This is a genomic window from Pseudomonas sp. GM21, from assembly GCF_000282215.1.
In the GTDB taxonomy this organism is placed as follows: domain Bacteria; phylum Pseudomonadota; class Gammaproteobacteria; order Pseudomonadales; family Pseudomonadaceae; genus Aquipseudomonas.
Genome location: NZ_AKJS01000031.1, coordinates 1 through 24,733, shown reverse-complemented (window position 1 = coordinate 24,733; position 24,733 = coordinate 1). Strand labels below are relative to the sequence as shown.

Sequence of the window (24,733 nt, the reverse complement as noted above, 5' to 3'; positions counted from 1 at the left end):
CGTAGCCAAAATCATCGAGTAAGCTCTTTTTGAGTAAGCTTTGATGACTTGAAAAAGCCCTCCGCTCAGCGGGGGGCTTTTTTATTGGGTTGACACCTATCTGGGGCGTCTATAGAATTGCGCCTCCTTTTAACGGGCGTATTGCGCTCGGTGGGAATAGCAGCCGGAGTCTGAAATCCAATGCAAAATCAGCAAATCCGTATCAGGTTGAAGGCTTTTGACCATCGCCTGATCGACCAATCCACCCAGGAAATCGTGGAAACCGCGAAACGTACTGGTGCTCAAGTGCGTGGTCCAATTCCACTGCCTACCCGTAAAGAGCGGTTCACCGTTCTGGTCTCCCCGCACGTCAACAAAGACGCGCGTGACCAGTACGAGATCCGTACTCATAAGCGCGTTCTGGACATCGTCCAGCCAACGGATAAAACCGTTGATGCTCTTATGAAGCTTGATCTTGCGGCCGGTGTGGAAGTGCAGATCAGCCTCGGCTAAGACTCGGTCTTAGTCGTGTAACGCTCTGAAATGGGCGGCCATAGCGGGTGAAAGCCCCGTACACTCATGAGGTTTACAACATGACTATTGGTGTAGTCGGTCGTAAATGCGGTATGACCCGTATTTTCACCGAAGAAGGTGTCTCCATTCCGGTCACGGTCATTGAGATCGAACCGAATCGCGTCACCCAGTTCAAAACTGAAGAGACCGATGGCTACCGTGCAGTGCAAGTCACTGTAGGCGAGCGTCGTGCTTCGCGTGTTACAGCTGCTCAAGCTGGCCACTTCGCTAAGGCGAACGTTGCCGCTGGTCGTACCGTAATGGAATTCCGTCTTGAAGAAGGCGAGTACCAGGCCGGCGATCTGATCAACGCTGAAATCTTCGCTGCTGGTCAACTGGTTGATGTAACCGGTCAGTCCAAGGGTAAAGGCTTCCAGGGTACGATCAAGCGTTGGAACTTCCGCGGGCAAGATAATACCCACGGTAACTCCGTGTCCCACCGCGTTCCAGGCTCTATCGGCCAGTGCCAGACTCCTGGTCGTGTATTCAAGGGCAAAAAAATGTCCGGTCATATGGGCGCTGAGCGCGTGACCGTGCAGTCCCTCGAAGTAGTGCGCGTGGACGCTGAACGCAATCTGTTGTTGGTCAAGGGCGCTGTTCCTGGCGCTACTGGCGGCAACTTGGTTGTACGTCCAGCAGCCAAGGCTCGCGGTTAAGGGGAAGCTGACATGCAATTAAATGTAAATGACGCTCAAGCGATCGAAGTTTCCGAACTGACATTTGGCGGCGAATTCAACGAGACGCTGGTTCACCAAGCAGTCGTGGCCTACATGGCCGGCGGCCGTCAGGGTTCCAAGCAGCAAAAGACCCGTTCCGACGTTCGTGGTGGCGGTAAGCGCCCATGGCGTCAGAAAGGTACTGGCCGTGCTCGTGCCGGTACTATCCGTAGCCCAATCTGGCGTGGCGGCGGTACCACTTTCGCAGCTCGTCCTCAGGATCACACCCAGAAGCTGAACAAGAAGATGTATCGCGCAGCAATGCGTTCCATCCTTGCTGAGCTGGTGCGTACTGATCGTCTGGTTGTGGTTCAGGACTTCGCTGTTGATGCACCGAAGACCAAAGATCTGCTGAACAAACTGACTGGCATGGGCTTGACTGACGTCTTGATCGTGTCTGAAGTCGTTGATCAGAACCTGTACCTGGCTGCTCGCAACCTGCCACACGTTGATGTACGTGACGTGCAAGGTTCCGATCCAGTTAGTCTGATCGCATACGACAAGGTGTTGATCACCGTGTCGGCCGTGAAGAAATTCGAGGAGCTGCTGGGATGAACCAGGAACGCGTATTTAAAGTTCTGCTTGGCCCGCACGTTTCCGAGAAGGCTACGGTTCTGGCTGACAAGAAAGGCCAGTTCGTTTTCAAGGTTGCAACTGATGCAACCAAGCTGGAAATCAAGAAGGCCGTCGAAAGCCTGTTCAGCGTGAAAGTAGAGCGTGTTACTACCCTGAATGTTCTGGGTAAGAGCAAGCGCACTGCTCGCGGTCTGGGCAAGCGTAATGACTGGAAGAAGGCAGTTATCTCCCTTCAGCCAGGCCAAGATCTCGATTTCAGCAGCAGTGCTGAGTAAGGAAGGGGTGCATCATGGCAATCGTTAAATGCAAACCGACTTCCCCTGGCCGCCGTTTTGTGGTCAAGGTGGTCAACCAGGAGCTGCATAAAGGCGCTCCTCACGCACCGCTGCTCGAGAAAAAATCGAAGACTGGTGGTCGTAACAACAATGGTCGTATTACCACTCGTCACATCGGTGGTGGCCATAAGCAGCATTATCGTCTGGTCGATTTCCGTCGCAACGACAAAGATGGCATTTCTGCCACTGTCGAGCGTATCGAATACGATCCAAACCGTACTGCTCACATCGCTCTGCTGCTGTACGCAGATGGCGAGCGTCGCTACATCATCGCCCCTAAAGGCGTGAGCGCTGGCGACCAGCTGATCGCAGGTGCTCTGGCACCGATCAAGCCGGGCAACGCTCTGCAACTGCGTAACATTCCAGTTGGTAGCACCGTACACGGCATCGAATTGAAGCCAGGTAAAGGCGCGCAAATCGCTCGTTCCGCTGGTGCTTCTGCTCAGCTGATCGCTCGTGAAGGCGTCTACGTGACCCTGCGTCTGCGTTCTGGTGAGATGCGTAAAGTGCTGGCTGAATGCCGCGCGACCCTGGGCGAAGTCTCGAACTCCGAGCACAGCCTGCGTTCGCTGGGTAAAGCTGGTGCCAAACGCTGGCGTGGCGTTCGCCCAACCGTTCGTGGTGTTGCCATGAACCCGGTTGACCACCCACATGGTGGTGGTGAAGGTCGTACCTCTGGTGGTCGTCATCCGGTATCGCCATGGGGCTTCCCGACTAAGGGCGCGAAGACTCGTGGTAATAAGCGTACCGACAAAATGATCGTCCGTCGTCGCAAGTAAATAGAGGGATACGACAGTGCCACGTTCTCTGAAAAAAGGTCCTTTTATCGATCTTCACCTACTGAAGAAGATCGAAGTGGCGGCGGAAAAGAATGATCGCAAACCGGTGAAAACCTGGTCGCGTCGTTCGATGATCCTGCCACAAATGGTCGGTTTGACCATCGCAGTACACAACGGTCGTCAACACGTCCCAGTTCTCGTTAACGAAGACATGGTCGGCCACAAACTGGGCGAGTTCGCCGGTACCCGCACTTATCGTGGGCACGTGGCAGACAAGAAAGCCAAGCGTTAAGGGGTTAGGAAATGGAAGTAGCCGCTAAGTTGTCGGGCGCTCGAATCTCCGCCCAGAAAGCCCGCTTGGTCGCCGACCAGATCCGCGGGAAGAAGGTGGGCGAAGCGCTCAACTTGTTGGCTTTCAGCAGTAAGAAAGCCGCCGAGATCATGAAGAAAGTGCTGGAGTCGGCCGTAGCCAACGCCGAGCATAACGAAGGCGCAGACGTTGATGACCTTAAAGTCAGCACCGTTTTCGTCAACGAAGGGCGTTCGCTGAAGCGCATCATGCCACGTGCCAAAGGCCGTGCTGATCGCATCGTCAAGCGGTCTTGCCATATCACTGTCAAGGTTGCTGACAAGTAACGGAGTCGAAGAGATGGGTCAGAAAGTACATCCCATTGGCATTCGCCTGGGAATCGTCAAGGAGCACACCTCCGTCTGGTACGCAGACGGTCGGACTTATGCGGACTATTTGTTCGCTGATCTGAAGGTGCGTGAATATCTCCAAGACAAACTAAAAAGCGCGTCCGTAAGCCGTATCGATATCCATCGTCCGGCGCAGACTGCACGTATCACCATCCACACCGCTCGTCCAGGTATCGTTATCGGGAAGAAAGGTGAGGATGTTGAGAAACTGCGTCAGGACCTGACCAAGCAAATGGGTGTGCCTGTGCACATCAATATCGAAGAGATCCGCAAGCCGGAGCTCGACGGTATGCTGGTTGCGCAGAGCGTAGCTCAGCAGCTGGAGCGTCGCGTAATGTTCCGTCGCGCTATGAAGCGCGCTGTTCAGAACGCCATGCGCATTGGTGCCAAAGGCATCAAAATCCAAGTGAGCGGTCGTCTCGGCGGTGCTGAAATCGCACGTACTGAATGGTATCGCGAAGGTCGTGTGCCACTGCACACCCTGCGTGCCGACATCGACTATGCCAACTACGAAGCTCACACCACTTACGGTGTGATCGGTGTAAAGGTTTGGATCTTCAAAGGCGAAGTAATTGGTGGTCGCCAAGAAGAACTGAAACCACAAGCACCAGCGCCTCGTAAAAAAGCTGCTAAGTAAGGGGTACGCCAAATGTTGCAACCAAAGCGTACGAAGTTCCGCAAGCAGATGACAGGCCACAACCGTGGTCTGGCACAGCGCGGTAGCAAAGTCAGCTTCGGCGAATATGCGCTGAAGTCTGTAGCTCGTGGTCGTCTCACCGCTCGTCAGATCGAGTCAGCGCGTCGTGCTCTGACCCGTCACGTTAAACGTGGCGGCAAGATCTGGATCCGTGTATTCCCGGACAAGCCTATTTCCAAAAAGCCCCTCGAAGTTCGGATGGGTAAAGGTAAGGGTAGTGTGGAGTACTGGGTTGCCCAGATTCAGCCAGGTAAAGTCCTGTATGAAATCGAGGGTGTTTCTGAAGAGCTGGCGCGTGAGGCTTTTGCCCTGGCTGCTGCAAAGCTGCCGCTCGCCACCGCCTTTGTTAAACGGACGGTGATGTGATGAAAGCGAATGAACTTCGTGAAAAATCCGCACAGCAGCTGAACGAGCAACTGCTCGGCTTGCTGCGCGACCAGTTCAATCTGCGTATGCAGAAAGCAACTGGCCAGTTGGGGCAGTCTCATCTGCTCTCGCAAGTTAAGCGTGACATCGCTCGCGTGAAGACTGTGCTCAACCAGCAGGCAGGTAAGTAATCATGGCTGAAGCCGAAAAAACTGTCCGTACGCTGACTGGCCGTGTTGTCAGCGACAAGATGGACAAAACCATCACCGTACTGATCGAGCGTCGCGTAAAGCACCCGATCTACGGTAAATACGTTAAGCGTTCGACTAAGCTGCACGCGCACGACGAAACCAATCAGTGCCACATCGGCGACAAAGTCACTATTCGTGAAACTCGTCCTTTGGCCAAGACCAAGTCTTGGGCGCTGGTTGATGTTCTCGAACGCGCTGTGGAAGTCTAAGGACTAGGGGTCGGAGAAATTATATGATTCAGACTCAATCCATGCTCGATGTGGCCGATAACAGCGGCGCTCGCCGTGTTATGTGCATCAAGGTGCTGGGTGGCTCCCATCGTCGTTACGCTGGTATCGGTGACATCATCAAAGTTACCGTGAAGGAAGCAATTCCTCGCGGTAAAGTGAAAAAAGGCCAAGTGATGACTGCTGTTGTAGTCCGCACTCGTCACGGCGTACGTCGTGCTGATGGCTCCATTATCCGCTTTGATGGCAACGCTGCTGTTCTTCTGAACAACAAGCAAGAGCCGATCGGCACCCGTATCTTTGGGCCAGTGACCCGTGAACTTCGTACTGAGAAGTTCATGAAGATCGTCTCGCTCGCCCCAGAAGTGCTGTAAGGAGATCCGACATGCAAAAGATTCGTCGTGACGACGAGATCATCGTGATCGCCGGCAAAGACAAAGGTAAGCGCGGTAAGGTGCTTAAGGTTCTCGCTAATAACCGTCTGGTTATCGGCGGTCTGAACCTGGTTAAGCGTCATACCAAGCCTAACCCGATGTCGGGCGTACAAGGCGGTATCGTCGAAAAAGAAGCTCCACTGGACGCTTCTAACGTCGCCATTTTCAACGGCGAAACCAACAAGGCTGACCGCGTTGGTTTCAAAGTAGAAGACGGCAAGAAAATTCGTGTCTTCAAGTCGACCCAAAAAGCGGTTGATGCTTGAACACTGCTAGGTAGAAGACCATGGCACGACTAAAAGAGATTTACTGGAAGGAAATCGCACCGAAACTTAAGGAAGAACTTAAGCTTTCGAACGTGATGGAAGTTCCACGCGTTACAAAAATCACCCTGAACATGGGTTTGGGCGAAGCGGTCGGTGACAAAAAAGTCATCGAGCACGCTGTTGCCGACCTGGAAAAGATCACCGGCCAGAAAGTCGTTGTGACCTACGCTCGGAAATCCATCGCTGGCTTTAAAGTCCGTGAAGGTTGGCCGATCGGCGTCAAAGTGACTCTGCGCCGTGAGCGTATGTACGAGTTCCTGGATCGTCTGCTGTCGATCTCCCTGCCTCGGGTTCGCGACTTCCGCGGCCTGAATGCCAAGTCCTTCGATGGTCGTGGTAACTACAGCATGGGCGTTAAAGAGCAGATCATCTTCCCGGAAATCGACTACGACAAGATCGATGCTCTCCGCGGTCTGGACATTACCCTGACCACCACTGCCAAGAACGATGATGAAGGTCGCGCCCTGTTGCGTGCTTTCAAATTCCCGTTCCGCAACTGATTGGAGTAGGAAAATGGCCAAGATGAGCATGAAAAACCGCGAGCTGAAGCGTCAGCTCACGGTTGCCAAGTACGCCAAAAAGCGTGCAGCACTGAAAGCTATCATCGTTGATCTGAACGCAAGTCCAGAAGCGCGTTGGGAAGCTACAGTAGCTCTGCAGAAGCAGCCACGTGACGCAAGCGCCTCGCGCATGCGTAACCGCTGCCGCCTGACCGGTCGTCCACACGGCGTTTACCGCAAGTTCGGCCTCGGCCGTAACAAACTGCGTGAAGCTGCAATGCGTGGTGACGTACCTGGTCTGGTTAAAGCCAGCTGGTAAGCACTATCAAAGTCTCGGTGTTCGGGATCGCAAGATCCTGACCACCGGTGACCTTGAACTTGAATCAAGCCCCTTTTGGGGCTTGATTCATTTGTGGGGTGTGTCTAGAATACCCGGCTCGCCTGAGCCTGTGCTTTTTCCGCATGGATGAGCTCGGCGACAAGTAGTAGCCGCAAGGCTAATTTTTTTGTATTAGGAGCGTCTAGCCCATGAGTATGCAGGACCCGTTAGCGGACATGCTAACTCGAATCCGTAATGCCCAGATGGCTGAAAAGTCCGTCGTAAGCATGCCATCTTCTACTTTGAAGGTAGCTGTTGCCAAAGTCCTGAAGGACGAAGGTTACATTGCGGGTTATCAGATCAGCAGCGAAATCAAGCCACTGCTGTCCATCGAGCTGAAGTACTTCGAAGGCCGTCCGGTCATCGAAGAAGTGAAGCGCGTTAGCCGTCCAGGCCTGCGTCAGTACAAGTCCGTCGATGATCTGCCAAAAGTTCGTGGCGGTCTCGGTGTGTCTATCGTCTCCACCAACAAAGGTGTGATGACGGATCGTGCTGCGCGCGCTGCCGGTGTCGGCGGCGAAGTTCTTTGCACTGTGTTCTAAGGGGGGATAAGCATGTCACGCGTCGCTAAGAACCCCGTTAAGCTGCCAGCCGGTGTCGAAGTCAAATTCGCAGGCCAACAGCTTTCGGTGAAGGGTGCCAAGGGCACTCTCGAACTGAACATCCATTCGTCCGTTGAGATCGTTGAAGAAGCTGGTGAGCTGCGTTTCGCTGCTCGCAATGGCGATCAACAAACTCGCGCAATGGCTGGTACCACTCGTGCGTTGGTAAACAACATGGTCCAAGGCGTAAGCCAAGGCTTCGAGCGCAAGCTCCAGCTGGTCGGTGTTGGTTACAAAGCGCAAGCAAAAGGCACAGTGCTGAACCTGGCTCTTGGCTTCTCGCACCCAGTGGATTATGAACTGCCGGAAGGCATCACCGCTGAGACTCCTAGCCAGACCGATATCCTGATCAAGGGCATCGATAAGCAGCTGGTAGGTCAAGTGGCCGCCGAGATCCGCGACTTCCGTCCACCAGAGCCGTACAAAGGCAAAGGTGTGCGCTACGCGGACGAAGTCGTCCGTCGTAAAGAAGCCAAGAAGAAGTAGGGCATAGCAAATGACCGACAAAAAAGTTACTCGACTGCGTCGCGCTCGCAAAGCACGCCTGAAAATGCACGAACTCGAAGTCGTGCGTCTCTGCGTGTTCCGCTCGTCGCAGCACATCTACGCCCAGGTCATTTCGGCCGACGGCAACAAAGTCCTGGCATCTGCCTCGACTTTGGATAAAGAACTGCGTGATGGCGCCACTGGCAACATCGACGCGGCCACTAAGGTTGGCCAGCTGGTCGCTACGCGTGCTAAAGCCGCTGGCGTCTCGCAGGTGGCTTTCGACCGCTCTGGCTTCAAGTACCACGGCCGCGTCAAGGCGCTGGCTGATGCTGCTCGTGAAGCTGGGCTGGAGTTCTAAGTTATGTCAAATAACGACCAAAAGCGCGACGAAGGCTACATCGAGAAGCTGGTTCAAGTTAACCGCGTAGCCAAAACCGTTAAAGGCGGCCGTATCTTCACTTTCACCGCGTTGACCGTGGTTGGTGATGGTAAAGGGCGTGTTGGCTTCGGCCGTGGCAAGTCACGTGAAGTGCCTGCTGCGATCCAGAAGGCAATGGAAGCTGCTCGCCGCAACATGATCCAAGTTGACCTGAACGGCACCACTCTGCAGTACGCAATGAAGTCCGGTCACGGCGCTTCGAAGGTGTACATGCAGCCTGCTTCTGAAGGTACCGGTATCATCGCTGGCGGCGCTATGCGTGCTGTCCTCGAAGTTGCTGGCGTTCAGAACGTTCTGGCCAAGTGCTACGGCTCGACTAACCCGGTAAACGTGGTTCACGCCACTTTCAAAGGTTTGAAAGCTATGCAGTCTCCTGAATCCATTGCCGCCAAGCGTGGCAAAAGCGTCAAGGAGATCTTCTGATCATGGCTACCGTTAAAGTTACGCTGATCAAAAGCATGACCGGCCGCATCCCTAACCACAAACTGTGCGTTAAGGGTCTGGGTCTGCGTCGCATCGGTCACACTGTAGAAGTACTTGATACTCCCGAGAATCGCGGGATGATCAACAAGGCTTACTACATGCTGCGTGTCGAGGGTTAATCGATGAAACTCAATGATCTGAGTCCAGCGCCGGGTTCCCGTCGCGAAAAGCATCGTCCGGGCCGTGGTATCGGTAGTGGTTTGGGCAAGACCGGTGGCCGTGGCCACAAAGGTCAGTCCTCCCGCTCCGGTGGCACCATTGCTCCAGGCTTTGAAGGCGGTCAACAGCCGCTGCATCGTCGCCTGCCGAAGTTCGGTTTCGTTTCCCTGAAGGCCATGGATCGCGCAGAAGTGCGTCTGTCCGAGCTGGCTAAAGTGGAAGGCGACATCGTCACCGTGCAGTCCCTGAAAGATGCCAACGTGATCAACGTCAACGTACAGCGTGTGAAAATCATGCTGTCCGGCGAAGTTACTCGCGCTGTCACCATCGGAAAGGGAATCGGCGCCACCAAAGGTGCGCGTGCGGCTATCGAAGCAGCTGGCGGCAAGTTCGAGGAATAAATGGCTAAGCAAGGTGCTCTCTCTGCGCTCGGCAAAGGCGGTATGTCTGAACTCTGGGCTCGTCTGCGTTTTCTGTTCCTGGCGATTATCGTCTACCGAATAGGCGCACACATCCCGGTTCCAGGTATCAACCCGGACCGACTCGCGGACCTGTTTCGACAGAATGAGGGGACCATTCTTAGCTTGTTCAACATGTTTTCCGGCGGCGCGCTGGAGCGGATGAGTATCTTTGCACTGGGGATCATGCCGTACATTTCGGCATCGATCATCATGCAGCTGATGACCGCCGTCAGCCCGCAGCTGGAGCAGTTGAAGAAGGAAGGTGAAGCTGGCCGTCGCAAGATCAGCCAGTACACCCGCTACCTCACTGTCGCTCTTGCTCTTGTCCAGGCTATTGGCATGTCCATTGGTCTGGCGGGGCAGGGCGTTTCGTTCACTGGTGACTTTAGCTTCCATTTCGTCGCGGTAACCACTTTTGTGGCTGGTGCGATGTTCATGATGTGGCTGGGTGAGCAGATTACTGAGCGTGGTGTTGGCAACGGTATCTCGATGTTGATTTTTTCGGGTATCGTCGCCGGTCTTCCGAGAGCAATAGGGCAGTCTTTTGAGTCTGCACGTCAGGGTGATATCAACATCTTCGCCTTGGTTGCCATCGGTTTGCTGGCAGTAGCGATTATCGGTTTTGTGGTGTTCATTGAGCGTGGTCAGCGTCGTATTGCTGTTCACTACGCCAAGCGTCAGCAGGGCCGTAAGGTGTTTGCTGCGCAGACGAGCCACTTGCCGCTGAAGGTGAACATGGCCGGTGTTATTCCGGCCATTTTCGCGAGCAGCATTTTGCTGTTCCCGGCTTCGTTGGGTGCCTGGTTTGGTCAGTCTGAAGGTATGGGCTGGTTGCAGGACATCTCGCAGTCGATCGCTCCTGGTCAGCCGTTGAATATTCTGCTGTTTAGTGCAGGGATTATTTTCTTCTGCTTCTTCTATACGGCGTTGATGTTCAATCCGAAAGACGTAGCGGAAAACCTGAAGAAGTCCGGTGCCTTTATTCCGGGTATCCGTCCGGGCGAACAGTCTGCGCGCTATATTGATGGCGTTTTGACCCGTTTGACTCTGTTCGGTGCTCTTTATATGACGGCCGTGTGTCTGCTTCCCCAGTTCCTGGTGGTTGCAGCAAACGTACCGTTCTACCTTGGCGGGACCTCGTTGCTGATCGTCGTCGTGGTTGTGATGGACTTCATGTCCCAAGTACAATCGCACCTCGTTTCGCACCAGTACGAATCCCTGATGAAGAAAGCCAACCTGAAGGGTTACGGCAGCGGCATGTTGCGCTGAGTACCCATAAGGTTCGAGGAGTTGGTGATGAAAGTTCGTGCATCGGTGAAAAAGCTGTGCCGTAACTGCAAAATTATTCGCCGCGAAGGTGTCGTTCGAGTAATTTGCAGCGCGGAACCGCGTCACAAACAGCGCCAAGGCTGAGTGTGATTGTGCTTCAAGCCCGGTAGCTAGTGCGCTACCGGGTTGATTATTTGTTATTACAGCGATATTATCTCGCGCCCTATTTCTTGGCTTCCGGGGCGTAGGTAGCTGTCAATTGGAGTCCCACTGAATGGCCCGTATTGCAGGCGTTAACATTCCAGATAACAAGCATACTGTTATCTCGCTGACCTACATCTATGGTGTTGGTCGCACTACTGCACAGAAGATCTGTGCAGTGACTGGGGTAAACCCAGCCGCAAAGATCAAAGATCTGAGCGACGAGCAGATTGAACAGCTGCGTGGCGAAGTGGCGAAGTTCACCACTGAAGGTGACCTGCGTCGCGAAATCAACATGAAAATCAAGCGTTTGATGGACCTCGGTTGCTATCGCGGTCTGCGTCATCGTCGTGGTCTTCCAGTGCGCGGTCAGCGTACCAAGACTAACGCGCGTACCCGTAAAGGTCCGCGTAAGCCGATCCGCAAGTAATCGCCCCCGCGAATCGACAGGAAAATTATCATGGCAAAACCTGCTGCTCGTCCTCGTAAAAAAGTTAAAAAGACAGTGGTTGATGGCATCGCCCACATCCATGCATCTTTTAACAACACAATCGTGACCATCACCGACCGTCAAGGCAACGCTCTTTCCTGGGCTACCTCCGGTGGTTCGGGTTTCCGCGGTTCCCGCAAGTCCACCCCGTTTGCTGCTCAAGTAGCTGCTGAACGTGCTGGTCAAGCTGCGCTGGAATACGGTCTGAAAAACCTCGACGTTAACGTCAAAGGTCCAGGCCCAGGTCGTGAATCTGCAGTCCGCGCTTTGAACGGCTGTGGCTACAAGATCGCCAGCATCACCGACGTGACGCCAATCCCGCACAACGGGTGCCGTCCGCCGAAGAAGCGCCGCGTGTAATCCAGGAGATTGTAAAGAATGGCTCGTTACATTGGTCCAAAATGCAAACTCGCTCGTCGCGAAGGCACCGATCTCTTTCTGAAGAGCGGCGTGCGCGCGATCGAATCGAAGTGCAACATTGAAGCAGCACCTGGTATCCACGGCCAACGCCGCGGTCGCCAGTCCGATTACGGCACCCAACTGCGTGAAAAGCAGAAGGTCCGTCGTATCTACGGCGTTCTCGAGCGTCAATTCAGCGGCTACTACAAAGAAGCTGCTGGCAAGAAAGGTGCAACCGGTGAAAACCTGCTGCAACTGCTCGAATGCCGTCTGGACAACGTTGTATACCGTATGGGTTTTGGCTCTACTCGTGCCGAATCCCGTCAGCTGGTATCGCACAAATCCGTCAGCGTTAACGGTCAGACCGTAAACGTACCGTCCTACCAGGTTCGTGCTGGTGACGTGGTCGCGATTCGCGAGAAAGCAAAGAACCAACTTCGCATTGTCCAAGCTCTCGATCTGTGTGCCCAACGTGGCCGCGTAGAATGGGTAGAAGTAGACACTGAGAAGAAGTCGGGCGTTTTCAAGAACGTTCCAGCTCGCAGTGATCTGTCCGCCGACATCAACGAAAGCCTGATTGTCGAGCTCTACTCCAAGTAAGGGCTAGAAAATAGGTGCATCCATGCAGATTTCGGTAAATGAGTTCCTGACACCCCGCCACATTGATGTGCAGGTTGTCAGTCCAACCCGCGCCAAGATCACTCTCGAGCCTCTCGAGCGTGGTTTTGGCCACACCCTGGGCAACGCGCTGCGCCGCATCCTGTTGTCCTCAATGCCCGGCTGTGCAGTAGTCGAGGCCGAGATTGACGGTGTACTCCATGAGTACAGCGCCATCGAAGGCGTACAGGAAGACGTAATTGAAATCCTGTTGAACCTTAAAGGTCTGGCTATCAAGCTGCACGGTCGTGACGAAGTTACGCTGACCTTGTCGAAGAAGGGTTCGGGGGTGGTTACCGCTGCCGATATTCAGCTGGATCATGATGTCGAGATCGTTAACCCCGATCACGTAATCGCTAACCTGGCGTCTAACGGCGCCCTGAACATGAAGCTCACCGTAGCTCGTGGTCGTGGTTATGAACCGGCAGACTCGCGTCAGAGCGATGAAGACGAAAGCCGCAGCATCGGTCGCTTGCAGCTTGACTCTTCGTTCAGCCCGGTTCGCCGTATCGCATACGTGGTGGAAAACGCCCGTGTCGAACAGCGTACTAACCTGGACAAGCTGGTTATTGATCTGGAAACCAACGGTACTCTGGATCCTGAAGAGGCTATCCGCCGCGCTGCAACCATTCTGCAACAGCAGTTGGCTGCGTTCGTCGATCTCAAAGGTGACAGTGAGCCAGTGGTTGTCGAGCAGGAAGACGAGATCGATCCGATCCTGCTTCGCCCGGTTGACGATCTGGAACTGACTGTACGTTCGGCTAACTGCCTTAAGGCGGAAAACATCTACTACATCGGTGACCTGATTCAGCGTACCGAAGTAGAGCTGTTGAAGACTCCGAACCTTGGCAAGAAATCCTTGACTGAAATCAAGGACGTTCTGGCCTCCCGCGGTCTGTCCCTCGGCATGCGCCTCGACAACTGGCCGCCTGCAAGTCTTAAGAAGGACGACAAGGCGACTGCCTGATCGTCGTAATCACCGAACGTCGTGTTTGGTAAGGAATGAACCATGCGTCATCGTAAAAGTGGTCGTCACCTGAGCCGCACTAGCTCGCACCGCAAGGCCATGTTTCAAAACATGGCAGTGTCGCTGTTCGAGCACGAGCTGATCAAAACTACACTGCCGAAAGCTAAAGAACTGCGTCGCGTTGCTGAGCCGCTGATCACTTTGGCCAAGACAGACAGCCTGGCTAACCGCCGTCTGGCTTTCGACCGTACTCGTTCGAAAGCTATCGTTGGTAAGCTCTTCAACGACCTGGGCAAGCGTTACGCTACCCGTGAGGGTGGCTACCTGCGCATCCTCAAGTGCGGCTTCCGCACTGGCGACAACGCGCCTATGGCGTACGTCGAGTTGGTTGATCGTGCTACCGGCGGTGAAGCTGTATCCGCTGAGTAAGACGTCAGTCTGAAACGAAGAACCGGGCCTAGTGCCCGGTTTTTTGTGTCTGTAAAAACGCGCGCTGTTTATACAAGCTTCTTTGCGGTCCATGCCGTCATGCTGTGAACGGGATGCGTTGGTAGTATTTTTCTATTGATATCTGCAAATTAATGAATTTGTAGCCTTCCTGATCAATGGTCAATACTCCGTCCCAGGCCGATTAGCCGGCAGTTCCAAAACTGACAAGGGAAGAGATCGCATGAGCCAAAGTAAAACGCTTACCACCGCCAGTGGCGCTCCTGTCGCCGATAACCAGAATTCCCGCTCCGCCGGCCCACGTGGCCCACTGCTGCTCGACGACTTTCACCTGATCGAGAAGCTTGCCCATTTCAACCGTGAAAACATCCCGGAACGCCGTGTCCACGCCAAGGGGTCGGGTGCCTACGGCACGTTCACCGTCACGCGTGACATCACCCAGTACTCCAGCGCCAAACTGTTCGAGTCAGTTGGCAAGCAAACCCCAGCGTTCCTGCGGTTTTCCACCGTCGGCGGTGAGCGTGGTTCGGCCGATACCGAACGCGATCCACGTGGCTTCGCCCTGAAGTTCTATACCGAGGAAGGCAACTGGGACATCGTCGGCAATAACACGCCCGTGTTCTTCATTCGCGATCCTTTGAAATTTCCGGATTTTATTCACACTCAAAAACGCCTGCCGCAAAGTAATTTGAAAAGCGCGCAGATGATGTGGGACTTCTGGTCGCATTCGCCTGAGGCGCTGCACCAGGTCACCATCCTGTTCTCGGATCGCGGCATACCTGATGGCTACCGGCATATGCACGGCTTCGGCAGCCACACGTACAGCCTGATCAGCGCTAATGGCGAGCGGCATTGGGTGAAGTGGCACTACAAGACAAAGCAAGGGATCAAGAACCTCGCGCCGGCAGAAGCCGCACGCCTGGCGGGTAACGATCCTGATTACGCCCAGCGCGACCTGTTCGGCGCAATCGAACGTGGTGACTTCCCGAAATGGCGTGTGTGCATCCAGATCATGACCGAGGCTCAGGCGGCGGCGCACTACGAGAACCCGTTCGATGTGACCAAAACCTGGTCACAGAAAGAGTTTCCGTTGATCGAAGTGGGTGAGTTGGAACTCAATCGCAACCCAATGAACTACTTTGCTGAAGTCGAGCAAGCTGCATTCGGTCCGAGCAACATGGTACCGGGCGTTGGTTTGTCGCCTGATCGTATGCTGCAAGGTCGCGTATTTGCTTACGCGGATGCTCACCGCTACCGCGTTGGCACCAATCACCAGCAACTGCCGGTGAACGCGCCTCGTAGCCCGGTGAACAGCTACCAGCGCGATGGTTCGATGGCGTTTGGCAGTAACGGCGGTGCCGCACCTAACTATGAGCCAAACAGCTACGTCGAATCGCCGAAGCAAGCGCCTCGCTATGCGGAGCCGCCCTTGGCACTCAGTGGCGCGGCTGATCGTTACGATCATCGCGAAGACACCGATTACTACAGCCATGCCGGCGCGTTGTTCCGTTTGATGAGCGATGAGCAGAAAACGCTGTTGGTGAACAACATTGCCGGCGCTATGGCCGGGGTTTCCAGCGATGTAGTTGATCGCCAATTGCAGCATTTCTACAAAGCCGATCCAGCGTATGGAGAAGCAATCGCAAAGCTGCTCAACGTACAGCTTAACGAAGTCTAAATGAGAAGCAGAAGCGCCCTCGATTGGGCGGTTTTTGCGTTATTTAAACTACTTTTCTCAGAATATCTTCGCTTTTATCGCGCAAACGAAGTGACCAAACGGTCGCCTTGGTTCAAACTACAGACTTTCAAGCAGGGAGATGTAGGGCGATGCAAGGCCACCCAGACGTAATCGATTACCTCAACACGTTGCTGACCGGCGAACTGGCGGCGCGTGATCAATATTTCGTCCATTCGCGGATGTATGAGGACTGGGGTTTCACCAAGCTCTACGAACGTATCAACCACGAGATGGAAGAAGAAGCCGGGCATGCTGATGCCCTGATGCGTCGGATTCTGATGCTCGAAGGCACGCCTCGCATGCGTCCCGACGATCTTGATGTGGGCACCACCGTGCCAGACATGCTCGCCGCCGACCTGCGACTGGAATACAAAGTCCGCGCCGCGCTCTGCAAGGGCATCAAGCTCTGCGAGCAGCACAAGGACTATGTCAGCCGCGAGATGCTGCGGGTTCAATTGCATGACACCGAAGAAGATCACACCTACTGGCTTGAAAAGCAGATGGGGCTGATCAAGTTGATCGGTCTAGAGAACTACCTCCAATCTCACGCCTGATTGCACCGAAACAAAAAAAGCCCCTGTCACTGAGCAAGTGACAGGGGCTTTCTTTTTGCGCTGGATTCAGGCCCGATCGCGCTCCAGCAGCGGCTTGAGGTAGAAGCCGGTGTGGGACTGCTTCATCTCGGACACTTCTTCCGGAGTGCCGACGGCAATGATCTGCCCGCCCTTGGAACCGCCCTCTGGGCCGAGGTCCACCAACCAGTCAGCGGTCTTGATCACGTCGAGGTTATGCTCGATCACCACCACGGTGTTGCCGTGGTCGCGAAGGCGATGCAATACATCGAGCAGTTGCTGGATGTCAGCGAAGTGCAGTCCAGTGGTTGGCTCATCGAGGATGTACAGCGTCTTCCCGGTATCGCGCTTGGACAGTTCTCGGGACAGTTTCACCCGCTGCGCCTCACCACCGGATAGCGTGGTCGCCGATTGCCCCAGCTTGATGTACGACAGGCCAACATCCATCAGCGTCTGAAGTTTGCGCGCCAGTGCTGGAACCGCGTCGAAGAACACCCGGGCTTCCTCGATGGTCATCTCGAGGGTTTCGTGGATGCTCTTGCCCTTGTACTTGATCTCAAGGGTTTCGCGGTTGTAGCGCTTGCTCTTGCAGACGTCACAAGGGACATAGATGTCGGGCAGGAAGTGCATTTCCACCTTGATCAAGCCATCGCCCTGGCAGGCCTCGCAACGTCCGCCCTTCACGTTGAAGGAGAAGCGGCCCGGACCATAACCGCGTGAACGCGACTCCGGCACGCCAGCGAACAGCTCGCGAATCGGTGTGAACAACCCAGTATAGGTCGCGGGGTTGGAGCGCGGCGTGCGGCCGATAGGGCTTTGGTCAATGTCGACGACCTTGTCCAGATGCTCCAGGCCCTTGATGCTGTCGTGCGCGGCAGCTTCCAGCGTTGTCGCGCCATTGAGTGCCGTAGCGCTCAAAGGAAACAGCGTGTTGTTGATCAGCGTCGACTTGCCGGAGCCGGACACGCCGGTCACGCAGGTCAGCAGACCGATCGGGATGTCCAGATCGACATTGCGCAAATTGTTGCCGCGAGCACCCTTGAGCGACAGCGACAACTTCTTGTTGCGCGGTGTGCGATTGGTCGGAACGGCGATCTTCACCCGCCCCGACAAATATTTGCCGGTCAACGAGTCAGGGTGCGCCATGACCTCGGCCGGTGTACCTTCGGCGACGATATGCCCGCCGTGTATGCCCGCGCCCGGACCGATATCCACCACATAGTCCGCCAGACGAATCGCGTCTTCGTCGTGCTCGACCACAATCACCGTGTTGCCGATGTCGCGCAGGTGCTTGAGCGTACCGAGCAATCGATCATTGTCCCGTTGGTGCAGACCAATCGACGGTTCGTCGAGGATGTACAAAACCCCTACAAGGCCGGCACCGATCTGGCTGGCCAGACGAATCCGCTGAGCTTCACCGCCGGACAAGGTGTCGGCACTGCGATCCAGCGACAAGTAGTCGAGACCAACGTTAACCAGGAACTGCAGACGCTCACGGATCTCCTTGAGAATCTTGTCGGCGATCTCGCCGCGACGGCCCGTCAGCTTCAGTGCACCGAAGTATTCACAGGCATCGCCAATCGGCAGGTTGGTCACCGCAGGCAGCGTCTTCTCACCCACCCAAACGTGCCGCGCCTCGCGACGCAGGCGCGTGCCACGGCAATCCGGGCATGCTTGAGTGCTGAGGAATTTGGCCAGTTCTTCACGTACCGAAGCGGACTCGGTTTCGCGATAGCGGCGTTCAAGGTTCGGCACGATGCCTTCGAACGGGTGTGAGCGTTTAACGATGTCGCCACGGTCGTTCAGGTATTTGAAATCGACATTCTGCGAGCCGCTGCCATGCAGGATGAATTTCTGCTGATCGGCCGGCAGTTCGTTGAACGGTACTTCCAGGCTGAATTTGTAGTGGGACGCCAACGACCCGAGCATCTGGAAGTAATAGACGTTGCGCCTGTCCCAGCCACGAATCGCGCCCTCGGCCAATGTAAGCTCGCCGTTCACCAAGCGCTTGATGTCGAAAAACTGCTTAACGCCCAGGCCATCACAAGTCGGGCATGCGCCGGCCGGGTTGTTGAAGGAGAACAGCTTGGGTTCCAGTTCGCTGATGGCATGGCCGCAGATCGGGCAAGCGAAGCGGGCGGAGAAGATCATCTCTTCACCTGGCTCGTCATCCATCGGCGCAACCAGCGCAATGCCGTCAGCCAGTTTCAGTGCAGTCTCGAACGACTCGGCCAGACGCTGTTGCAGATCGGCACGCACCTTGAAACGGTCGACCACGACATCAATCGTGTGCTTCTTCTGTTTATCCAGTTTCGGCAACTCGTCCAGCTCGCAGAGTCGGCCATTGACTCGCGCTCGCACAAAACCTTGTGCACGCAATTCTTCGAAGACTGACAGGTGTTCGCCTTTGCGCTCGCGGATCACCGGCGCCAGCAGCATCAGTTTGCTGCCCTCCGGTTGAGCGAGGACCAGGTCGACCATCTGGCTGACAGTTTGTGCTTCCAGTGGAATGTCGTGATCCGGGCAGCGCGGAATACCCACGCGCGCATACAACAGACGCAGGTAGTCGTAGATTTCGGTGATGGTGCCGACTGTCGAGCGCGGGTTGTGCGAGGTCGACTTTTGTTCGATGGAAATGGCGGGCGACAGACCTTCGATGGTGTCGACGTCCGGTTTTTCCATCATCGACAAAAACTGGCGGGCGTAGGCCGACAGTGATTCGACGTAGCGGCGCTGGCCTTCGGCGTACAGCGTGTCGAATGCCAGGGACGATTTGCCCGACCCGGACAGGCCGGTGATGACGATCAGCTTGTCCCGTGGCAGGGTCAGGTCGATGTTCTTCAGGTTGTGGGTCCGGGCCCCACGAATCAGGATCTTGTCCAAAGTAGCCTCGCTTGGCGGGCGTCGAAAACGTAGGAGTATACGGCCAAATACTGGATGGATGCACACTGTCAAACGAGTGGGTGATTGTCTTACATGAAGAGTCTGTCAGCCGAACGCGTCAAAGCGTCGCGATATACCCTGTCATTCGATGGGACTGGTAGAATCGCGGCCGGTTCACATGAGGTTTTTCCATGCACGATCCCCACAGCGAACGCATGAGTGGCAGTGAGACCCGCGCAGCAAGCGGTCTGGCCCTGGTGTTCGCCTTCCGTATGCTTGGCATGTTCATGGTGTTGCCGGTACTGGCGACCTATGGGATGGATCTGGCAGGCGCGACACCGGCCCTGATCGGGTTGGCGATCGGCGCTTACGGCCTGACCCAGGCAATCTTCCAGATTCCTTTCGGCGTCATTTCCGACCGCATTGGACGCCGTCCGGTGATTTACCTGGGGCTGATCGTCTTCGCCCTGGGCAGCGTGCTGGCGGCCAATGCCGATTCGATCTGGGGCGTCATCGCCGGGCGAATCCTGCAAGGCGCGGGGGCGATTTCTGCCGCCGTCATGGCGTTGTTGTCAGACCTGACTCGCGAACAGCATCGGACCAAAGCGATGGCCATGATCGGCATGACGATTGGTCTGTCATTCGCTGTTGCCATGGTGGTCGGGCCGTTGCTTACCCGTGCTTTTGGCCTGTCCGGACTTTTTCTCGCCACGGGCGGCATGGCGTTGTTCGGCATCGTCATCGTGATGTTCATGGTGCCGAAATCCACCGGTCCGTTACAGCACCGCGAGTCGGGTGTCGCGCGCCAGGCGTTGATGCCGACGCTCAAGCACCCGGATCTGCTGCGCCTGGACCTCGGCATTTTTGTGTTGCACGCGATGTTGATGTCGAGCTTCGTGGCATTGCCGTTGGCACTGGTCGAAAAAGCCGGTTTGCCCAAAGAGCAGCATTGGTGGGTGTACCTGACCGCGCTATTGATTTCCTTCTTCGCCATGATCCCGTTCATTATCTACGGCGAGAAGAGACGCAAAATGAAACGAGTTTTGCTCGGCGCCGTCGTGACGCTGATGCTCACTGAGCTATTCTTCTGGCAGTTCGGCGATGGCTTGCGGGCTCTGGTGATCGGGACAGTGGTGTTTTTCACTGCGTTCAATCTGCTGGAAGCTTCGTTGCCTTCGCTGATCAGCAAGGTTTCACCAGCAGGTGGCAAGGGCACGGCGATGGGGGTTTATTCCACCAGCCAGTTCCTCGGTTCGGCACTGGGCGGTATCCTCGGCGGCTGGATGTATCAGCATGGCGGTCTGTCGGTTGTGTTCCTTGGATGCGCCGGTCTGGCTGCCCTCTGGTTGGCCTTTGCTGTTACCATGCGTGAACCTCCCTACGTAACGAGTCTGCGCGTGCCGTTGTCGCCCGAGGCGATCCGCGAAGCGGGTCTGGTCGAGCGCCTGAAGGCTGTCGTAGGGGTAACAGATGCAGTGATCATCGCAGACGAAGCGGCGATTTACATCAAATTGGACACCGAACTATTGGATCGCACCACCCTTGAGCGCCTGGTGAACAACCCGGCCGAGGCAGCGTGCGTAGCCTAGGAGAACGTTATGGCCCGTGGGGTTAACAAAGTCATATTGGTCGGCACTTGCGGCCAGGATCCCGAAGTTCGCTACTTGCCTAACGGTAACGCCGTGACCAACCTGAGTCTGGCGACCAGCGAACAATGGACCGACAAGCAAACCGGTCAGAAGGTCGAGAAGACCGAATGGCACCGTGTTTCGATGTTCGGCAAGGTTGCCGAAATCGCCGGCGAATACCTGCGTAAAGGCTCGCAGGTGTACATCGAAGGCAAGCTGCAGACCCGCGAGTGGGAAAAAGACGGTATCAAGCGTTACACCACTGAAATCGTGGTCGACATGCAAGGCACCATGCAACTGCTGGGCGGCCGTCCACAACAGGGCGACCAACAAGGCGGGGGCAACAACTACCAGCAGTCCGCCCCGGCTCCACGCCAACAGGCTCCGCGTCCGCAGCAGTCGGCTCCGCAACAGTCGCGTCCGGCTCCACAGCAGCAGGCCGCTCCTCAGCCGGCTCCGGATTTCGACAGCTTTGATGACGATATCCCGTTCTAGTCCGGATAAAACCTAGTTATGTAAAGAATTTTTTATAACTAGCTGTTTTCACTAAGATTTAAAACTGGAAGCCCTTAGGTTTGTAAAGAAACCTGAGGGCTTTCTTTTTGTGACTGTAAAGCAGGGATTGGAAAACCGGATAAACCGCTTTTGACAAGTAAAGGAAACGCGCTAAACCGAATGTAAAGGATTCGGAGGTAGGTCATGCGCATAGAACAAGTGATCTTTCCCACTGGCGATCGGTTGCCGATACTGTTGGACGACCAAGATTTGCCAGTACCTGAGGCCTGTGACTGGATGTTGTCACGCCGCCAACGCGCGTTCGCCACGCAGTCACGCAATATGCAGGAACTGTTAGTTGTTCATGACTGGGCGAGAGTTAGGAGAATCGATCTTTACGAGCGTCTACGTTCTGGGCGGCAATTTACTGAAGCTGAAATAACCAGTCTGGTCGAGCGACTTCGTCGGCCCTCAAGTGCGTCAGTTGTCGTAAAGTTGGCGGTTAGCCCCGGCACTGCCAATAAGCGCATCAGTACAGCAAGCAAACATATGGCTTGGTATTTTGATGAATTGATTGCCGATCCTGGCACTTCTGAGATTCAGCGGAAACGGCTGAGTGATATGAAGGATAAGTTGGTCAGGATGTTGCTCGACTCGATGCAGTCACCTGAAGGTAACCGCTCGTACCATAAACACCTGACATTAGACCAAGCGCAGTTTCTTCAGGACGCACTTGACCCTGAAGGGACAGTGCTATTTGGAAGAGACAGTCGCGGTAGACTTCGCAACTTCTTGATGGTTTGTTTATTGGTATTCTTGGGGTTGCGAACAGGTGAGTTATTAAGCCTGCGTATCCAAGACATCAAGTTTGGTGCTATTACTTCGATTCATGTAGTTCGGCGAGGCATGAGTCCTGTCGACCAGCGCCGCAGTCCGCCCAGAGTTAAACGATTGGGGAGAACCCGTACCACGCAGCTCTATGACCGGCGCAGCGATGGAGTCAGCCTGGATGAGGTGGAGCGGATTCGACTGTAAGCCATATGGTCAATATTCACTTAGTCGATGGCTGGGTGCTGCTACTGGTACGCCAAGGTCAGGAAAGTACCCCGGCATCACCGGGGGCAAATCATCAACGGCAGGGCCACGACGGGATTGGGGGCCGGCGGGGCTGGTGGAATGAGGCCGTGTAGAGTGACGAAGATGGTAACGACCAAGAGCAAACTGTTTAGGTTGAGGTTTAAAGACATCGGTAAATTCTCTCGTATGTCTTTTATTTAGCTTGGCGAGATTCTGAATCAGCCGTAAATCGCTACCGTTCGTCGGGTGATTTGAAAATAGTTCGAGCGGCCACCGGCAAGTGACCGCCGCGTTACGAATAACGTGATTATCGTTAAATTTCAGGATCGAGCAGGAGGCGGGATTGCCCCCGCCGTCCTCTCACACCACCGTACATACGGTTCCGTATACGGCGGTTCCTGCCTACTGACAAACAACGTAAGCGAGCTTGGTTCCGTTGATGTGTCGCCTGTGGTATCTAAGCGCCCAGACCGGCCCTCGGAGCTACCGGCTCCTACCTCCTGATGGTCTCGACCCCCCGCTGCGCGGAGTTTCTGCTTTACGCTCCAGCAGAGATCACACCCGACTATCCACTCATGGCAGGTTCAGCCCTTGATTGCTCCGGCTTCGAGCAACTACTACGGCCTCTGCTGACTTCTGTCGCCCATCCCGTCACCTCACGGCGCCGGTAGCACATGGCAGGCTAAACAGATCTCCCAGGGTAATTCGCGCGACCTTCCTGCTTATGCCTGTCGGATCTACGTCACAGCGCTCCGTGCAAGTATTGGGCTTTGAAGATATTGGCCTTCTTACCCCGCTGCACCGCCTAATCCGCTTCCTGTTCGTCAGGCCAGCATTTTGCCTCGGGCTTCCTCAGATTCGCAGTCACCCACGACACCCTTGCCTCTGGCTAACACTTCCCCTTGCCGGGTGTGTAGAGGACTTTCACCTCCAAGTCACCAGCGTGGCCACCACAGCCAAGCTGATTGCGCTTGCGCGCAACGCGCCATGCCTGGCGCACCACGAAAAAGCCCCTCCGAAGCGAGGCTTTGCACAGCCCTCTGCTTTAGCAGAGGGCCTATGTGTGGACAGGTTTAAGCCAGTATCTCGATACCGTGCTTTTCCACGATGGTGAGCAGCTTGAGCGCCATCCCGCTCGGGCGCTTGTCGCCGGCTTCCCACTGCTTGACCGTCGATGCGCTGGTGTTCAAGTACCGGGCAAAGATCGGCTGGCTGACGTGGCTGCGCTGACGGATTTTCTTGATCTGCGCAGGCTTGATTTCGTCAGGCACCTCGGCAATGCAGGTCTCATCGAATTCGCGCATCGTGGCTTTGTCGATAGCACCGATGGCCAGCAGTGCGCTGGCAGAGCTGTGAATCGACTTGAACGCTTCACTTTTGAATTTTTTCGCCATTGCAGATCTCCATGAATTCCTTCTGCTTCAGCAGAAGTTTGATTTGCTCGTTGCTCAGGGCCTCGTAGGCCTTGGCCAGCTTCTTGAACGCCGCCAACTCCTTCTTGCCAATGTTATCGAGGTCGCTCTTGGCAAACAGGAACTGATACACCCAGTAGTCACCGCCCTTCGCCAAGATGATGGAGCGATGGCGGTTTTCGTTCAGGCGCTTTTTCCATACGCCGCCGCCTAAATCGACACCCTGTCCCTTCGCTACTTCCTGCATCGCTTCACACAGCTCGGTATCCGGAATGTCGGCTTTCTTTGCTGTTGCAGCAAAGCCTTTGGTCTTGAACACCCTCATCGGTATAGCATCTCCCTAGTCATTAATAATGTACCACTAGGTGGTATAGGCGTCAAAGATTTTAGCCCGGCGCCAGGGCCAGCTGGACTGCGAATAAACGGGATTATCGTTAAATGCCAGGCGCAAAAAACCAGCGGCTCACGTTGAATCACCCCCGATCATTCCTCAGGCCCCGCTCAATACTCGCTTTCACGCGGGCCAGCTCGTCTTGCAAGGTCGCAGGCCTGGCCGGCTGCTCGTATAGCGCCAGGAACTCCTTCTGGGTACGCAACAACTGCTCGATCTTCCGCTGCTGCTCGGCGTCCTGGGCGCGCTGCACCTGGTCAGCTTGGCGCTGTTGCTTGGCCTCGCGGCGTTTTTTCCAAAAATCGAACATGTTCAGTCCATCTCAAAAAGTAGCGCCCAGCATAGGCCCTGGGCAAGCGGCGTTTTGGGGTGGGTTTGCATGCTTTTCAGCTCTGGAAAGGCCCCCTAACGGTTCTCCGGAGAACCCTTACCCCGTGCTTGCCAAGACAGCCTAGGGCCTGCGCCAGGGGCCTTTTTCCGGGGGTTTCCGAAAATCGCCGAAAAGCGGGTTAACAGTAAATGCGAAAAATTCTCAATCTGGTGCATCCAGTGCGAATGACGGTGTTTTCGTTAAATGGCACCCCTCATCTAAGCCCACCCTGGTGGGCTTTTTTTTGGTGCGCCAGGCATGGCGCGT

General features: G+C 55.3%; 37 protein-coding genes. 33 read left to right on the top strand and 4 right to left on the bottom strand.

What is annotated here, in order from left to right; genetic code table 11:
• The first annotated feature begins 180 nt into the window (after positions 1 to 180).
• The 30 genes from rpsJ to bfr all read left to right on the top strand — a co-directional run bounded on the left by rpsJ (position 181) and on the right by bfr (position 16,192).
• Entirely contained in the window at positions 181 to 492 is a 312-nt protein-coding gene (gene rpsJ, locus PMI22_RS22930) for a 30S ribosomal protein S10 (RefSeq protein WP_003186070.1), read from the top strand.
• An 80-nt stretch (positions 493 to 572) separates the two neighbouring features.
• On the top strand, positions 573 to 1,208 hold the full coding sequence (rplC, locus tag PMI22_RS22935) for a 50S ribosomal protein L3 (RefSeq protein WP_003186059.1): 636 nt from the start codon (positions 573 to 575) through the stop codon (positions 1,206 to 1,208).
• A 12-nt stretch (positions 1,209 to 1,220) separates the two neighbouring features.
• Positions 1,221 to 1,823, top strand: coding sequence for a 50S ribosomal protein L4 (gene rplD, locus PMI22_RS22940; RefSeq protein ID WP_007896707.1), 603 nt, complete (start codon positions 1,221 to 1,223; stop codon positions 1,821 to 1,823).
• Positions 1,820 to 2,119 (top strand): 50S ribosomal protein L23, encoded by a 300-nt coding sequence (rplW, locus tag PMI22_RS22945; protein ID WP_002555488.1) that lies wholly within the window; start codon positions 1,820 to 1,822, stop codon positions 2,117 to 2,119. Before rplD ends, rplW begins: the two co-directional genes overlap by 4 nt.
• 14 nt (positions 2,120 to 2,133) lie before the next feature.
• Positions 2,134 to 2,958 carry a 50S ribosomal protein L2 gene (rplB, locus tag PMI22_RS22950; RefSeq protein WP_003176423.1) on the top strand — a complete coding sequence of 275 codons (825 nt, stop codon included), beginning with the start codon at positions 2,134 to 2,136 and terminating at the stop codon, positions 2,956 to 2,958.
• 16 nt (positions 2,959 to 2,974) lie between these two features.
• The gene (gene rpsS / locus PMI22_RS22955; protein WP_002555486.1) at positions 2,975 to 3,250 is read left to right on the top strand and encodes a 30S ribosomal protein S19; all 276 of its coding nucleotides are present in this window, start codon (positions 2,975 to 2,977) and stop codon (positions 3,248 to 3,250) included.
• Between the two features lie 11 nt (positions 3,251 to 3,261).
• The gene (gene rplV / locus PMI22_RS22960) at positions 3,262 to 3,594 is read left to right on the top strand and encodes a 50S ribosomal protein L22 (protein ID WP_003103908.1); all 333 of its coding nucleotides are present in this window, start codon (positions 3,262 to 3,264) and stop codon (positions 3,592 to 3,594) included.
• Between the two features lie 13 nt (positions 3,595 to 3,607).
• Positions 3,608 to 4,294 (top strand): 30S ribosomal protein S3, encoded by a 687-nt coding sequence (gene rpsC, locus PMI22_RS22965; protein ID WP_003176422.1) that lies wholly within the window; start codon positions 3,608 to 3,610, stop codon positions 4,292 to 4,294.
• Positions 4,295 to 4,306: 12 nt separating this feature from the next.
• Positions 4,307 to 4,720 (top strand): 50S ribosomal protein L16, encoded by a 414-nt coding sequence (gene rplP / locus PMI22_RS22970; RefSeq protein ID WP_007943783.1) that lies wholly within the window; start codon positions 4,307 to 4,309, stop codon positions 4,718 to 4,720.
• The gene (rpmC, locus tag PMI22_RS22975; protein ID WP_002555481.1) at positions 4,720 to 4,911 is read left to right on the top strand and encodes a 50S ribosomal protein L29; all 192 of its coding nucleotides are present in this window, start codon (positions 4,720 to 4,722) and stop codon (positions 4,909 to 4,911) included. The genes rplP and rpmC overlap by 1 nt, the downstream gene beginning before the upstream one ends.
• A 2-nt stretch (positions 4,912 to 4,913) precedes the next feature.
• Positions 4,914 to 5,180, top strand: coding sequence for a 30S ribosomal protein S17 (gene rpsQ, locus PMI22_RS22980; RefSeq protein WP_003176419.1), 267 nt, complete (start codon positions 4,914 to 4,916; stop codon positions 5,178 to 5,180).
• Positions 5,181 to 5,203: 23 nt separating this feature from the next.
• Positions 5,204 to 5,572 (top strand): 50S ribosomal protein L14, encoded by a 369-nt coding sequence (rplN, locus tag PMI22_RS22985; protein ID WP_002555479.1) that lies wholly within the window; start codon positions 5,204 to 5,206, stop codon positions 5,570 to 5,572.
• An 11-nt stretch (positions 5,573 to 5,583) separates the two neighbouring features.
• Positions 5,584 to 5,898, top strand: coding sequence for a 50S ribosomal protein L24 (rplX, locus tag PMI22_RS22990; RefSeq protein WP_003176416.1), 315 nt, complete (start codon positions 5,584 to 5,586; stop codon positions 5,896 to 5,898).
• Between the two features lie 20 nt (positions 5,899 to 5,918).
• Positions 5,919 to 6,458: a 50S ribosomal protein L5 gene (gene rplE / locus PMI22_RS22995; protein WP_003176415.1), complete on the top strand. Its 540-nt coding sequence runs from the start codon at positions 5,919 to 5,921 to the stop codon at positions 6,456 to 6,458.
• A gap of 13 nt (positions 6,459 to 6,471) precedes the next feature.
• Complete coding sequence (rpsN, locus tag PMI22_RS23000; protein ID WP_003176414.1) at positions 6,472 to 6,777, top strand: 30S ribosomal protein S14; 306 nt, start codon at positions 6,472 to 6,474, stop codon at positions 6,775 to 6,777.
• Between the two features lie 209 nt (positions 6,778 to 6,986).
• Positions 6,987 to 7,379, top strand: coding sequence for a 30S ribosomal protein S8 (gene rpsH / locus PMI22_RS23005; RefSeq protein ID WP_003186040.1), 393 nt, complete (start codon positions 6,987 to 6,989; stop codon positions 7,377 to 7,379).
• A 12-nt stretch (positions 7,380 to 7,391) separates the two neighbouring features.
• On the top strand, positions 7,392 to 7,925 hold the full coding sequence (gene rplF / locus PMI22_RS23010) for a 50S ribosomal protein L6 (RefSeq protein WP_003176412.1): 534 nt from the start codon (positions 7,392 to 7,394) through the stop codon (positions 7,923 to 7,925).
• 10 nt (positions 7,926 to 7,935) lie between these two features.
• The gene (gene rplR, locus PMI22_RS23015; RefSeq protein WP_003186037.1) at positions 7,936 to 8,286 is read left to right on the top strand and encodes a 50S ribosomal protein L18; all 351 of its coding nucleotides are present in this window, start codon (positions 7,936 to 7,938) and stop codon (positions 8,284 to 8,286) included.
• Positions 8,287 to 8,289: 3 nt separating this feature from the next.
• Entirely contained in the window at positions 8,290 to 8,790 is a 501-nt protein-coding gene (rpsE, locus tag PMI22_RS23020; RefSeq protein WP_007943782.1) for a 30S ribosomal protein S5, read from the top strand.
• Between the two features lie 2 nt (positions 8,791 to 8,792).
• On the top strand, positions 8,793 to 8,969 hold the full coding sequence (gene rpmD / locus PMI22_RS23025; RefSeq protein ID WP_003186033.1) for a 50S ribosomal protein L30: 177 nt from the start codon (positions 8,793 to 8,795) through the stop codon (positions 8,967 to 8,969).
• A 3-nt stretch (positions 8,970 to 8,972) separates the two neighbouring features.
• Positions 8,973 to 9,410: a 50S ribosomal protein L15 gene (gene rplO / locus PMI22_RS23030; RefSeq protein WP_007896782.1), complete on the top strand. Its 438-nt coding sequence runs from the start codon at positions 8,973 to 8,975 to the stop codon at positions 9,408 to 9,410.
• Positions 9,411 to 10,739, top strand: coding sequence for a preprotein translocase subunit SecY (secY, locus tag PMI22_RS23035; RefSeq protein WP_007943780.1), 1,329 nt, complete (start codon positions 9,411 to 9,413; stop codon positions 10,737 to 10,739).
• 27 nt (positions 10,740 to 10,766) lie between these two features.
• A complete protein-coding gene (rpmJ, locus tag PMI22_RS0129160; protein ID WP_002555468.1) occupies positions 10,767 to 10,883 on the top strand; it encodes a 50S ribosomal protein L36 in 117 nt (38 codons plus the stop codon).
• Between the two features lie 130 nt (positions 10,884 to 11,013).
• On the top strand, positions 11,014 to 11,370 hold the full coding sequence (gene rpsM / locus PMI22_RS0129155; RefSeq protein WP_003186020.1) for a 30S ribosomal protein S13: 357 nt from the start codon (positions 11,014 to 11,016) through the stop codon (positions 11,368 to 11,370).
• Positions 11,371 to 11,400: 30 nt separating this feature from the next.
• A complete protein-coding gene (rpsK, locus tag PMI22_RS23040) occupies positions 11,401 to 11,790 on the top strand; it encodes a 30S ribosomal protein S11 (RefSeq protein WP_002555466.1) in 390 nt (129 codons plus the stop codon).
• Between the two features lie 18 nt (positions 11,791 to 11,808).
• Entirely contained in the window at positions 11,809 to 12,429 is a 621-nt protein-coding gene (gene rpsD, locus PMI22_RS23045; protein WP_003210056.1) for a 30S ribosomal protein S4, read from the top strand.
• Positions 12,430 to 12,451: 22 nt separating this feature from the next.
• On the top strand, positions 12,452 to 13,453 hold the full coding sequence (locus PMI22_RS23050) for a DNA-directed RNA polymerase subunit alpha (protein WP_003186012.1): 1,002 nt from the start codon (positions 12,452 to 12,454) through the stop codon (positions 13,451 to 13,453).
• 42 nt (positions 13,454 to 13,495) lie between these two features.
• Complete coding sequence (gene rplQ, locus PMI22_RS23055) at positions 13,496 to 13,882, top strand: 50S ribosomal protein L17 (RefSeq protein WP_007943777.1); 387 nt, start codon at positions 13,496 to 13,498, stop codon at positions 13,880 to 13,882.
• 241 nt (positions 13,883 to 14,123) lie between these two features.
• Complete coding sequence (locus tag PMI22_RS23060; protein ID WP_007943776.1) at positions 14,124 to 15,578, top strand: catalase; 1,455 nt, start codon at positions 14,124 to 14,126, stop codon at positions 15,576 to 15,578.
• Between the two features lie 149 nt (positions 15,579 to 15,727).
• Entirely contained in the window at positions 15,728 to 16,192 is a 465-nt protein-coding gene (gene bfr, locus PMI22_RS23065) for a bacterioferritin (protein WP_007943775.1), read from the top strand.
• 66 nt (positions 16,193 to 16,258) lie between these two features.
• On the opposite strand, the gene uvrA is transcribed toward bfr, so the two are convergent.
• On the bottom strand, positions 16,259 to 19,093 hold the full coding sequence (gene uvrA / locus PMI22_RS23070) for an excinuclease ABC subunit UvrA (protein WP_007943774.1): 2,835 nt from the start codon (positions 19,091 to 19,093) through the stop codon (positions 16,259 to 16,261).
• Between the two features lie 191 nt (positions 19,094 to 19,284).
• Here uvrA and PMI22_RS23075 point away from each other — a divergent pair, with 191 nt between their 5' ends.
• From PMI22_RS23075 to PMI22_RS31885, 3 genes are all read left to right on the top strand, one after another.
• Positions 19,285 to 20,682, top strand: coding sequence for an MFS transporter (locus PMI22_RS23075; protein ID WP_007943773.1), 1,398 nt, complete (start codon positions 19,285 to 19,287; stop codon positions 20,680 to 20,682).
• Between the two features lie 9 nt (positions 20,683 to 20,691).
• Entirely contained in the window at positions 20,692 to 21,216 is a 525-nt protein-coding gene (locus tag PMI22_RS23080) for a single-stranded DNA-binding protein (protein WP_007896798.1), read from the top strand.
• 204 nt (positions 21,217 to 21,420) lie between these two features.
• The gene (locus PMI22_RS31885) at positions 21,421 to 22,251 is read left to right on the top strand and encodes a hypothetical protein (protein WP_007943771.1); all 831 of its coding nucleotides are present in this window, start codon (positions 21,421 to 21,423) and stop codon (positions 22,249 to 22,251) included.
• Positions 22,252 to 23,366: 1,115 nt separating this feature from the next.
• Here PMI22_RS31885 and PMI22_RS23090 read toward each other — a convergent pair.
• From PMI22_RS23090 to PMI22_RS23100, 3 genes are all read right to left on the bottom strand, one after another.
• Positions 23,367 to 23,687: a helix-turn-helix domain-containing protein gene (locus PMI22_RS23090; protein WP_007943769.1), complete on the bottom strand. Its 321-nt coding sequence runs from the start codon at positions 23,685 to 23,687 to the stop codon at positions 23,367 to 23,369.
• On the bottom strand, positions 23,665 to 24,036 hold the full coding sequence (locus PMI22_RS23095) for a type II toxin-antitoxin system RelE/ParE family toxin (protein WP_202949208.1): 372 nt from the start codon (positions 24,034 to 24,036) through the stop codon (positions 23,665 to 23,667). The genes PMI22_RS23090 and PMI22_RS23095 overlap by 23 nt, the downstream gene beginning before the upstream one ends.
• A gap of 142 nt (positions 24,037 to 24,178) precedes the next feature.
• Positions 24,179 to 24,406: a hypothetical protein gene (locus PMI22_RS23100; protein ID WP_007943767.1), complete on the bottom strand. Its 228-nt coding sequence runs from the start codon at positions 24,404 to 24,406 to the stop codon at positions 24,179 to 24,181.
• Positions 24,407 to 24,733 lie beyond the last annotated feature (327 nt).